Raw genomic sequence first — 11072 nt, 5'->3', positions numbered from 1 at the left:
CCCGCTCGCATTCGAGGCCAAGGTGGCATAATGAGATAGGTGACCGGCACGAAACCGTTACAAGTCCAGATTTCGACATCGATCCCGGTCGGCATCTCGATGACCGGCTGATATTGCTCAGCGCGCTCAATGAGATATTTCGAGACCATGTCGGCAGAGGTCGCGACCCCCTCGCCTATTCCGCCTTCCAGAATGTCGCCCGTACCCAATTTCTGGCGTTTGCCATCGACGCTGACGTTGGTGCCCTGGAACAGCGATTGGGTGTTGGCCGAAAAGCCCCGGCCAAAACCGCCCGCAAGACCGGCTATGAACGCTTGACCAACAAGCGAGCCTTCACGGCTGACCACACGGCCGCGCACGCCGGTCTTGCCGCCAAAGGCAATGAACCCTTTGACGTCGCTGACGGCATAACGGCCGCCCGGCTGGGGACAGGTCATGCGCTGCAGTTTGACATAGACTTTTTCCGAACTGAGATCGCCGCGCGCAGCGCCATTGACCAGACAGCCGGTGATGTTGGTGGTCAGCAATCTTCCATTGTCATAGACCGACCGTGCCGGCCCGGTAATCCGCAGTACGACCGGTAGCGGGTCGCTCTGGCTTTGAACGCTGGCGCTCGCATCCACGCCAACAATCACCTTGGCGACGGCAATCGAATTGGGCGGAAGATAGCTTGTGCTGTCGGTGTAGACCGTATTCCCTTTGGGGACCGGCATTCCCGTTCCGGCCGGTGTATCGCCGAACGACACCAGCTTGACTTCGCTGCCCCGCGCGACAGGGAGTCCGGCTGCAGCCGCTGCCGCCTGGCCTGACGGGGTCAGCGGTTGTGTCCCGCCCTTGGGGTTTGCTTGCGCATAGTTCGGCGGGGATTGCCGCCCGTAAAGCGCGTTGGGTCCGCCCTGCGGGCCCATGACCGGTGACTGGCGCGCTGCTGCGAGCGCAGCTTTCAGCTGTTCATTCTCTTGCTGATAGGCACCGAGAACGCGCTGCGTGTCTTCCGTCATGGCACCGTTCTGGCCACTGACGCGTTGCAATTGCTGTTCGAGCTGGTCGGCCTGCTGGGCGCGCGCCGCAAGCGAGCGCATCTGGTTGTTCATCGACTGTAGCTGCGCTTCGCTTTGCGCACGCCACTCTTTCTCCGACATGCTCTTGTTGACCATGTCGTCGGTCGAAACTTCGGTCACCTTCTCTTCGAGACTGTCATCGGCCGCACTTGTGCCCTCGTCAAAGATATAGATCGAACCGAGGACCAGCGCGACGGCACCCGCTCCGCTCAGGAGCAACATCTGCTTGCGCTTGACCGCCTCGTTGGAGGCCATGGCGTCGCCAACAGGACTCAATTCGTTTGCGGAGATGCCTGCATCGAGCGCTTTGGGTTGCCTGCGGAATATGTCGGTGAGCCTCATCTTGCGCCTCCGTTCGACTGAATGAGATAGACAGCGCTCTCTTGGTCGGGGGCGAGTTCCGGGGTCGGAGCCATGAAGGCGACGGTTCCGCTTGGCGAAAACATCGTCTGGTCGAGAAGCAGGGGCTGCTTGCCAAGGTTGCGAACGCGTAACACGGTCCCGCGTACCTCGGAGCCAAGATATTCGCTGATTTGCTGAACCTGAAGGCGGCCAATCATCACGGGTTCAAGGATGGTCTGCCGGATGTCGAAGCCCTCGATCGACTGGTTCGCATACATTGCAAGCCCGAGCCTGACCGCGGTTTCTTCAGGCGAGGTTCGCAACTCCCAATCGCGTGCCTTGTCTTCGGACAGGCTGGCATTCGAGATGAAAATCTGTTCGGCGTCGGCTCCTTTGACCTTGCACAGGAACTTGTAGACAAAGCCTTTGCGTGTCGTCCCGAAAAAGGAGAGCTGCGGTTTTGAGAACCCGTCGGGAACCGACAGATAAATGTCGCCTCGTACGGGTTCGTTGACAATCTGGAAGTCTTCGGTTGGAATTCCTGTCGAAATCTTCGAAACCGATGCGAACTGATCGCCATTGAGGCTGATCCGTGTGAGGTCCTTTGCCGACGCCACGCAGTCAATCTGGCCATTATCTTTGGCCAATATCGACTGATCGGCAAACGCCGGGCTGGCTGACAGCACCAGTCCAAGTCCGACCATGATGCAGCCCACAGGGCGGCCGCAGTATGACAAAGGTCGCGACATGAGCACGGCACCCGCACCTACAATCCCCCAAGCAATTTGGGTCATCATGCGCCCTCCCCTTTCTCGTCCTTTTTCTTGATCGCACCAAAGGCAGCGAGCTTCAGGGACACGCCGGTGTAGGTCCAGACGAAGCGGAACGTGCGGGCTTCGGCTGTAACTTCCTTCGATCCGACGACGGTGTGCATGATGCCGTTGACCTCGCTGGTCAGCGCTTTGGGATCGACCGTCAGCTTCTCGATCGTGAAATATTGCGAAACACTCGAGCCGTTCTGCTCGTTGAAAACTTTCATCAGTTCAGCGCGCATTTTGCCGTGCGTGCGCGGGTCGGTGATCGAGAGGATCGAGTCCATCCAATATTGCAGGTTGGAGGGCGACCGGTTGAGCGTCAGCAAGGCTGCATCGCGCGTGACCATTTCGAGATAGTCGTTCGGAACGCCTGATGAGCTGAGCGTCAAGGGCTTGGCCAAAATCGGCTGCAGCACGACTTCGCGGTCGCGGCTTGCAGCCAGCAGGGTCAGCACGATGGTAAGGGCAAAGAGCAGGACGGCGACCGCTGCGAGCAAATTGCGTTGCTTCAAGAGGCGCTGCGATTGCGAATGGGATAAGCCAAGTTCCATCTCAGCCGGCCATCAACCGAAGGTGAGAGGGTGGCGTTGCCTTGAGCCGCATGAAGGACCCCGGAAGGTACCAATAGGCGGTATGAATGATCCACGACACAGCACGACCGGCTTTCAATTTGCGTAAGAACCACCAGCACGCACAGGCTAAGATTAATCCTATGATGATGTGTTGCGTCAGCACGCCCCAAGTGAAGGGAATGATCATCGCCAGAAACTCGTCCAGCGTCCAAAATCCGATCAGTTCCGGATCATCGAGATGTGCAGGGATTGTGTATCGATTCATGACGAGCGCCACCCTCAGCCTGTTCCCGCGACCGGCCCGCAAGCGGCCCAGCCCCGGAAACCATTCAGACCGTCGCGGTAACCGCGGCGGTGACGATCGGAACGCCGGTGCCGGCACCGACGCCCACGCCGACCGGAATTGCGACCTGGCCTAGGCTGAACCGCCCGGATGCAAGCCCGACAATCCCGCCCGCGAGCGACAACACGGTGATGATCCTGCCGCCGGACCCTTCAAGGAAACCGGTGAAGCTCGTCAGCGCTGAATTGAAGGTTGTATCGGCCCCGGCCATTGCCGCTCCGGCACCCAATACAGACACAGTCGCTAGCACGAGACCGGCCTGGACCAGGATGTGTCCGGATATTTTTAACTTAGTCCGCATTTCCATTCCTCTCTTCGATTGAATTGTCGTGATGATTACGACTTCAAGAAGGAGCAGAAATTGCGATGAGTACGCAACGAAGGATAGGTTTCATGCCACCGCGCTTGAGTGATTCGGTCTGCGGTTGCATGGAATCGATGGCAAGCGTGCGTATTCACGCACAGTTTATTGCAGATATTTGGCGTTATACTTCACGTTGCGCATGCCGACTTGCAAGTCTGCGCAACGATCGTTGCGTCTTGGCGCGCATGCGAGACATGTCGCGCCCCACAGGGTGATTCGCAGGCTGGTCTTGGACTAAGGCAACCGGCAAGAAGGGTTCGAAACGCTCAAGGGAGGCAGGGTTGGCCGATCGGAAAAACAAGGCATTTCGGTTCTTGGTGAGCCGGGAATTTATCGACATCGCTGCTGACGCAATCGCCATGCAGACCAAGAAAACCTGCCGATTCTCAACGTTTAGAAGCGCTGTCGAGACATGTTGCGCCTGTATGAACGCAGGTCAGTTTGACGGTGATGACTTTGACGCCTTCATCCGAACAACCCAGCTGGAAGGCGATGTTCGTGTCTATCTGAACATGCACGCTTCCTGGGGCCAGCATTATGAAGCGTTAAAGGCCAGGCTTTCGGCAATTGCCAACATCCGCGTATTTGACCGAACAATGATCGCCTATTTGCTCCATATCGCGGTAAAGAATGATCTATACTGAACCGGCTTTAGAGCGTTTGCCTCTTGACTCATGAAACTATGTTAAAACATAGTCTTAATTGGGGAGGCCCCGGACGATGCCATCGAATGGATCCAGAAACCTGCACCTTGCAACCGACACGACCCCGTCGGACGCCGCCGCACTGCCTGTTTTCGATTTCATGATCGACGACCAGGCTAGGTTCGATTGTTGCTGGGAAGAGCATGGCTATCGCAGCTTGATCAACAGCGAGCTCCAACGCCAATCGCGCCCGATCAGCTTCTTGGTCGGGCCTTTGGGACGGTCGCGTTCCTATGTCAGCCGTGTCTTGTCAGGCCAGAACAAACTCACGCAGGAACTGCGGGAAAAGGCTTTTTCTGCGCTTGGGATCGACCCGATTAGGGCGAACATTGCCGTCGCTTGGCTGCACGATGTCAGCCTCTATGATGCCATGGAGATCAGGCACACCAGCGACTATTTCCGCGAATATCTCGAGGAAATTACATCAGTGCGGCAAGGCTGTATCAAGCTGGTCGTGAAACCAGCCATATTGCGCGAGGCCGCTAAACGCACGATCGACACGATCGTCAGGCACCAAGAGCGTGTGATCGAAAACGAGACTTCGCTTCTTGGTTAATGACCGAAGATTTTCAAAGGCGGCGCAGCGTCTTCAAAACGCCTGAGCTTGGCTGAGCCCGTCATATCGGACCAGGTTTACACTCCTAAAGCCCGAGCTTTCCACAGCCGCAGCGGCAATGGCGCCGCGGTCCACAGTGGCGATTTCCACATTGCGCGGTGCCAGTCTTGCCCAGTTCGTCATGATCGTGCGGACATAGTTGAGCGTCTCTGCGATGATCGGCAAGCGCCCCTCACGCAGCGAGCGGCGGTGGGGTCCGGCATTATAGGCAGCAAGCGCCAAATCGACGCGGCCGAACCGGTCGAGCTGCTCGCGCAGATAACGCGCACCTGCCCGCATATTCGCCAGAGAATTGAAAGGATCGGCGAGCCCAAGCTGACGCGCGGTTCCCGGCATGATCTGCATCATCCCCATCGCACCTTTGTGGCTGAGCGCCCAATGCTTATATCCGGATTCCTGCGCGATCACGGCATCGAGCAACGATGTGGGTACGCCAAATTCGCATGCGACAGCGGCAACCATGGCAAAATGATAGGCCCTTCGTGCCTCGACCTTCGGATCGAGCCACCAAGCTGGCGAGAAACCTCCGCCATCGCATCGATCAAAGCTCCCCCCTGACAAATTACTGCTGAAAAGCGCGGCGGATTGAAAATGGGAGGAGAGGGCCGTTCGCTTAGGTCGCATCCATATCGGAATGCGAATCCCGGCCGTTGGCAAGCTGTCGAACAGTTTTGGTTGTGTCGGGGTTGATAAAGAAAGGGAACGAACAAACTCGGCAGACATCAAATCTAACACCGGATGTGGTTGGGTTGAAGGGCCTGCAATTTGGTTATCGGCCGGCAACGCTTCTGAGATTAGCTCACCGAAAACTCCGGCACTAGGTGCCGAGGCAGAGGCCAACCTCGCCGATGAGTCGGTAGTGAACTCAAGTAAGGTTACCTCGCGGGCGAAGAGACAAGGCGAATTTAAAACCAGGCTTGTCGTAATGGCAGCTTTTAGCAATTTTCGTTTGAGCACAACAACTCTCCCTGGAGCCGCGTGCTTGGTGGTTCGAACGCTCCTGCAAGGGACCAAAAAAATGCCTCAGAGTCAATCAACACGGATTATGATTAAATCTCGCAGATTTGGAAACGGCGGGTCATGGCTGTTGGGCGATGTGCCATCGAGCCTCAATGCATAGATGATTTCAACCCTGGCGTACGATCAGTGTTTCTCCAATAACCCGGGCTTAGCGCGGCCATTTATGATGCAGATCATCGATCATAAAATCATGTGCGTGACTGGATTGGCCTGCTCGGTGAACACTATGATGAGGGTGATCATCCGGAAGCTCGGGATGTTCATGCTCTATCTCCTTTGGATCTCGCGTGGGCCACAGCCAGAGTGCGGCTGCGACACCAAAAAGTGCAACCGCGGCCAACGAGTAGAATGCGAACTGCTGTCCGAACCGTGCACCTACTTGTCCAGCGAGCGGATAGGCAATCAGCCAGCAAGCATGGCTTAGCGCGAACTGCGCGGCGAAAACGGCGGGCCGATCCTCCGCCTGAGCAGAGCGTCGGAGCAAAAGGCCCGATGGCGTAAGGGCTGCCGCATAGGCCATCCCCATGATAAACCAGCCAGCAAGCAGAACGGGCCAGAATGACGCCGTCATGCCTCCAGACACTAGGCCCAGCGCAGCGAGGACTGCTGTTAGAACCACAGCGCCGCCGAGCATCACAGCGCGGCCCTCGATCCGGTCGAGCAGGCGCGGCAAGGCCAGCGCGGCGAGCATCGAGCCGCCGCCATAGGCCGCGAGCGACAGGGCCACTTCGCGTTGCCCTAAGCCGAAGGTGTCACGCACGATCACGACGGTGTTGACGATGACCATCGCGCTTGCCGCTGCGGCTGCAAGATTGACGGCGAGCAAGCCGCGCAAGCGAGGGGTTTTGAGGTAGATGCGCATCCCGCGTGTGGTCCGCGCGTAAATGCCGCCCTGGCGAGGTTTGGCGGGCGACCGCGGCAGCGTCACCGACAAAACCATGAGTGCCGAGCCGAAAAAGCCGATTGCGGTGCCGCCGAATAGCCAGTGGAAGCTGATCACGCTGAGCAACGCCGCTGCCAGCATCGGGCTGAGCAGGCTTTCAAGATCGTAAGCGAGCCGAGAAAGCGACAGCGCGCGCGTATATTCCGCCTCGTCTGGAAGCACGTCGGGGATGGTCGCCTGAAAAGTCGGGGTGAAGGCCGCCGAAGCGGATTGCAGCGCGAAGATCAGCACATAAACCTGCCAGATTTGGTCGACAAAAGGCAGCATCAGCGCAACCCCGGCGCGGATCATATCCATCGCCACCAGAAATGCGCGGCGAGGCAGGCGATCGGCATAGGCACCGACAATGGGACCGATACCGATATAGGCGATCATCTTGATCGCAAGCGCCGTGCCAAGGACTGCACCTGCATCCGCACCCGCTATGTCATAGGCCAGCAGCCCCAGTGCGACCGTCGCCAGTCCGGTTCCGATGAGCGCGATCACTTGTGCTGTAAGCAGGTTCCGGTAGGTTCGATTGGCGAGGATTGTCAACATCGCTCAGCAGCTCAAACGACGCGCTTGATATCGGTGTAAGCACCGCTGGTTTTCAGAACGATGGTCACGGTGTTTTCTGTGCGGTTGCGCCAGAACCAGCCATGCTTTCCGTCAAATGCGGCAACAATTGTGCCGGCTTCACCTCCGGATTGCTTGCCTTTGCCGTACCCATGGTAAGAGATACCAGGCGCGTCGGCATGGGTGTCATAATTGACAACGCCGCCCTGCACCGACCAGTTAAAACCGATACGTACGCCTTTGGCAGCAGCGACCTTGACTTCGGCACCTTGCCCCGGTTTCAACACGACCTCTGTCTGGTCGCTACGGACTGCGGCATCAGGTGACTGGGCATCGGCTCTGCCCGGAGCAGTTTCTTGGTCTGCAGTTGGTACCCTGCTGGCAGCGCCGTCATTAGAAGCCCTAGCGGCTTCACTGACCCGGTCGGCTGCTGCCTCCTGCGCCAATTGCGTCTTGATCTCGCCCATTTCGGTCAGGCCAAGGGCGCGTCCTGCACCGATAGGGTCGATGCCATATTCGGACGGCAGGACGACCGTGACCAAAATCGCTGCTGCGCCTGCGATGGCGACAAGTGTAGAACCTAAAAGCTGGCGCGATGTCGGCAGGTCGGATATGCTGGGCAATTGGGAATTGAACATCGAGATTACTCCTTAAGTGACGGCGAGGCCGGTGAGTTGATAGCCGAGCAGAACGAAGCCTGCTGTCATCAGCAGGACGTTGGCGGCAAAGGCATAACGGCCGAACCCTTTGGTTCTGCGCCAAAAACCCATGAGGATCAGGATGCCAAACAAGGCCAGCAACTGGCCGATCTCGACACCGATGTTGAAGGCGATGAGATTGGGCAGCAAGCCGTCTTTCGACATCTCGAATTCCTGGATCTTGGTTGCCAGCCCGAAGCCGTGGAAGAGACCGAAGACCAGAGTTGCGACCTTTGTATTGGGCTGCACCCCGAACCAGCGGCGGTAGGCGCCGAGATTATCGAGCGCCTTGTAGACCACAGACAGGCCGATGATCGCGTCGATGATGTAAGCGTTAGCGCTGATCCCGGTGAGCACCCCGAACAGCATCGTCGTCGAGTGGCCGATGGCGAAGAGGGTTACATACAGGCCAATGTCCTTCATCCGGTAAAGGAAAAAGATGACGCCGAACAGGAACAGCAGATGGTCGTATCCGGTCACCATATGCTTTGCGCCCAGATACATGAAGGGCATGAATTGCACGCCGCTGACTTCCTGGACATAGCCCTGATCGCCCTCGGCGACGCCGTGGGCATAAGCATCGGCAATGCCCGTTGCGAGGAACAGCAATATGGTCAGAAATACCCAGACTAATGAGTGATTGGCCTTCTTGGCGGACATAAAATTCATCATGCGGTTCCTTGCGCCAGGCCTGGCGATGGGGTGGAGATGGTATCATCAGCAGGCCGCTCTTCCCGGCCATGAATCAGGCGGTAGAGCGCGGGCAGCACGATCAGCGTCAGGATAGTCGAGGAAATAATGCCCCCGATTACGACAGTCGCCAATGGCCGCTGCACTTCCGAACCGGCACCGACGTTGAGCGCCATTGGCACGAAGCCAAGCGAGGCGACCAAGGCGGTCATCAGCACCGGTCGCAACCGGGTCAGCGCGCCCTCACGTATCGCTTCATCAAGCGCCATGCCGCGTTCGCGCAAGTCCTTGATGAATGACAGCATGACAACGCCGTTGAGAACGGCGACGCCCGATAGCGCGATAAAACCGATGCCTGCCGAAATCGACATTGGAATATCGCGCAGCGCAAGAGCCACTACACCGCCGGTCAGTGCCAGCGGCACGCCCGAGAACACAATTGCTGCGTCACGCGTCGACCCGAACAGCATGAACAGCAATCCGAAGATCAGAACCAATGCCAGCGGCACTACAATTTGGAGACGCGTCGCTGCTGACTGGAGTTGCTCGAACGTGCCCCCATATTGTACATAATAGCCCTCCGGCAGCGCGACATCGCTTTCGACCTTGGCACGCAGTTCGGTGATGAATGAACCCAGGTCGCGTCCCCGGACGTTGGCCGTAATCACGGCCCGGCGCTTACCGTTCTCGCGGCTGATCTGGTTGGGACCGACCGACAGTTCGATATCTGCAATCTCCGACAACGGCACAAATTCAGTGCCGCCATCGCCGGTGCGCGGGATGGGCAAACTGCCGAGCAAATCGAGATTTGTGCGCGCCTCCTCTGGCAATCGGACGACAACGGCGAAACGGCGGTCACCCTCGAACACTTCGCCTGCATTACGCCCGCCGGTTGCCGTCGAGACCGCATCCTGAACATCGCTGATATTGATGCCATATCGTGCCAGCATTGCCCTGCGCGGTGTGACCGAAAGTACTGGCAGGCCTGTGACCTGTTCCAATTTGACATCTTCTGCGCCCGGAATCGATGAGACGATTTTTTCGATTTCACCGCCAGAGGCCAGCAGTTCGTCAAGATCCTCGCCGAACAACTTGACCGCAACGTCGGCGCGGACGCCCGCAATCAGTTCATTCAGCCGCATCTGTACCGGCTGCGTGAACTCATAATTGTTGCCCGGAATTTGCTGCACCGCCGCGTTCAGTTCGGCAACCAGCTGGGTGCGTGGTTTACGCGGATCGGGCCAGTCCTTGCGGTCTTTCAGCATGATGAAATTATCGGCAACCGAAGGCGGCACCGGATCGGTGGCAACATCGGCCGTCCCGATTTTGGCAAAAACCCGCTCGACTTCGGGGAATTTGCTGATGCGCTTTTCAAGCACTTCCTGCATCTGTACGGCTTGCCCCAGGCTGGTGCCCGGAATACGCAATGCGTGCATGGCAATGTCGCCTTCATCGAGATTGGGGATAAACTCTGACCCCAGCCGCGTTGCGCCATAAGCGCTGATCGCAACCAGTCCGAGCGCCAAGCCAATCAGCAACTTCCCGCGCGTATAAGTGCGATCCAATATGCTGGCATAGCGCGCACGCGCCCAAGCCATGACCCGGTTGTCCTTCTCCTCAACCTTGCCGGTCACAAACATCGCAATCGCGGCGGGCACGAAGGTAAGCGAAAGGATCATCGCTGCGGTCAACGCCAGCATCACCGTAATCGCCATGGGATGGAAGGTTTTGCCTTCGATCCCGGACAGGGCGAATATCGGCAAGTAGACAACTGTGATGATGATCACCCCGAATATCGACGGACGAATGACTTCGCTGCTTGCTGAGGCAACCAGACCAAACCGTTCGTCACGGTCGAGAAGGCGTCCCATACGGTGCTGTGCCTCGCCCAAGCGGCGCAGGCAGTTTTCAACGATAATCACAGCGCCGTCGACGATCAGTCCGAAATCAAGTGCGCCAAGGCTCATCAAATTCGCCGACACGCGCCCCGCTGCCATGCCCGTGAGCGTCATCAACATTGCCACAGGGATGACTGCCGCCGTGATCAATGCCGCCCGGACATTGCCTAGCAGCAGGAACAGGATAACAATGACGAGCAATGCGCCTTCGGCGAGGTTCTTTTCGACCGTGCTAATCGTCCGCTCAACCAGCTCGGTGCGGTCATAAAGCGGTTGCGCGACGACACCGGACGGCAGCGATTTATTAATCGCTTCCAGCCGTTCGGCAGCTGCCTGCGCAACGATGCGTGGGTTGCTTCCGGTCAGCATGAAGATCGTGCCGAGTGTTCCCCGTCAGCACCAATGGCACAGATTTGATGTTGTGATTTAAGGAGTGTTTTGGTCTCATCGT

12 protein-coding genes are annotated in these 11072 nt (G+C 57.8%); 2 read left to right on the top strand and 10 right to left on the bottom strand.

The features are described from left to right. The 5 genes from ACFSAG_RS14930 to ACFSAG_RS14910 all read right to left on the bottom strand — a co-directional run. On the bottom strand, nucleotides 1–1403 hold a 1403-nt coding region (locus ACFSAG_RS14930; protein WP_381516465.1), incomplete at its 3' end, for a TraB/TrbI/VirB10 family type IV secretion system protein. Next, nucleotides 1400–2200 carry a type-F conjugative transfer system secretin TraK gene (locus ACFSAG_RS14925; protein WP_381516463.1) on the bottom strand — a complete coding sequence of 267 codons (801 nt, stop codon included), beginning with the start codon at nucleotides 2198–2200 and terminating at the stop codon, nucleotides 1400–1402. The genes ACFSAG_RS14925 and ACFSAG_RS14930, both read right to left, overlap by 4 nt. Then, nucleotides 2197–2769, bottom strand: coding sequence for a type IV conjugative transfer system protein TraE (locus ACFSAG_RS14920; RefSeq protein WP_381516460.1), 573 nt, complete (start codon nucleotides 2767–2769; stop codon nucleotides 2197–2199). The genes ACFSAG_RS14925 and ACFSAG_RS14920 overlap by 4 nt, the downstream gene beginning before the upstream one ends. A gap of 1 nt (nucleotide 2770) precedes the next feature. Beyond that, nucleotides 2771–3055 carry a type IV conjugative transfer system protein TraL gene (gene traL, locus ACFSAG_RS14915; RefSeq protein WP_381516457.1) on the bottom strand — a complete coding sequence of 95 codons (285 nt, stop codon included), beginning with the start codon at nucleotides 3053–3055 and terminating at the stop codon, nucleotides 2771–2773. A gap of 64 nt (nucleotides 3056–3119) precedes the next feature. Beyond that, nucleotides 3120–3434 (bottom strand): hypothetical protein, encoded by a 315-nt coding sequence (locus ACFSAG_RS14910; protein WP_381516454.1) that lies wholly within the window; start codon nucleotides 3432–3434, stop codon nucleotides 3120–3122. Between the two features lie 344 nt (nucleotides 3435–3778). Here ACFSAG_RS14910 and ACFSAG_RS14905 point away from each other — a divergent pair, with 344 nt between their 5' ends. Together ACFSAG_RS14905 and ACFSAG_RS14900 are read left to right on the top strand one after the other, a co-directional pair. Beyond that, a complete protein-coding gene (locus ACFSAG_RS14905; protein WP_381516451.1) occupies nucleotides 3779–4141 on the top strand; it encodes a hypothetical protein in 363 nt (120 codons plus the stop codon). A 76-nt stretch (nucleotides 4142–4217) separates the two neighbouring features. Further along, the gene (locus ACFSAG_RS14900) at nucleotides 4218–4757 is read left to right on the top strand and encodes a hypothetical protein (RefSeq protein WP_381516448.1); all 540 of its coding nucleotides are present in this window, start codon (nucleotides 4218–4220) and stop codon (nucleotides 4755–4757) included. A 33-nt stretch (nucleotides 4758–4790) separates the two neighbouring features. On the opposite strand, the gene ACFSAG_RS14895 is transcribed toward ACFSAG_RS14900, so the two are convergent. From ACFSAG_RS14895 to ACFSAG_RS14875, 5 genes are all read right to left on the bottom strand, one after another. Beyond that, nucleotides 4791–5378 carry a lytic transglycosylase domain-containing protein gene (locus tag ACFSAG_RS14895; RefSeq protein ID WP_381516446.1) on the bottom strand — a complete coding sequence of 196 codons (588 nt, stop codon included), beginning with the start codon at nucleotides 5376–5378 and terminating at the stop codon, nucleotides 4791–4793. A 607-nt stretch (nucleotides 5379–5985) separates the two neighbouring features. Next, on the bottom strand, nucleotides 5986–7317 hold the full coding sequence (locus ACFSAG_RS14890; protein ID WP_381516443.1) for an MFS transporter: 1332 nt from the start codon (nucleotides 7315–7317) through the stop codon (nucleotides 5986–5988). A gap of 11 nt (nucleotides 7318–7328) precedes the next feature. Continuing rightward, nucleotides 7329–7973, bottom strand: coding sequence for a transmembrane anchor protein (locus ACFSAG_RS14885; RefSeq protein WP_381516441.1), 645 nt, complete (start codon nucleotides 7971–7973; stop codon nucleotides 7329–7331). 12 nt (nucleotides 7974–7985) lie between these two features. Next, nucleotides 7986–8705, bottom strand: coding sequence for a HupE/UreJ family protein (locus ACFSAG_RS14880; RefSeq protein WP_381516439.1), 720 nt, complete (start codon nucleotides 8703–8705; stop codon nucleotides 7986–7988). Beyond that, complete coding sequence (locus ACFSAG_RS14875; protein ID WP_465270200.1) at nucleotides 8702–10996, bottom strand: efflux RND transporter permease subunit; 2295 nt, start codon at nucleotides 10994–10996, stop codon at nucleotides 8702–8704. The genes ACFSAG_RS14880 and ACFSAG_RS14875 overlap by 4 nt, the downstream gene beginning before the upstream one ends. Between the last annotated feature and the right edge of the window lie 76 nt (nucleotides 10997–11072).

The organism is Sphingorhabdus buctiana (assembly GCF_042680825.1).
Classification (GTDB): Bacteria; Pseudomonadota; Alphaproteobacteria; order Sphingomonadales; family Sphingomonadaceae; genus Sphingorhabdus_B; species Sphingorhabdus_B buctiana.
Note: the sequence above shows the minus strand (reverse complement) of the source record. Positions and strands in the feature narration are given on the sequence as shown.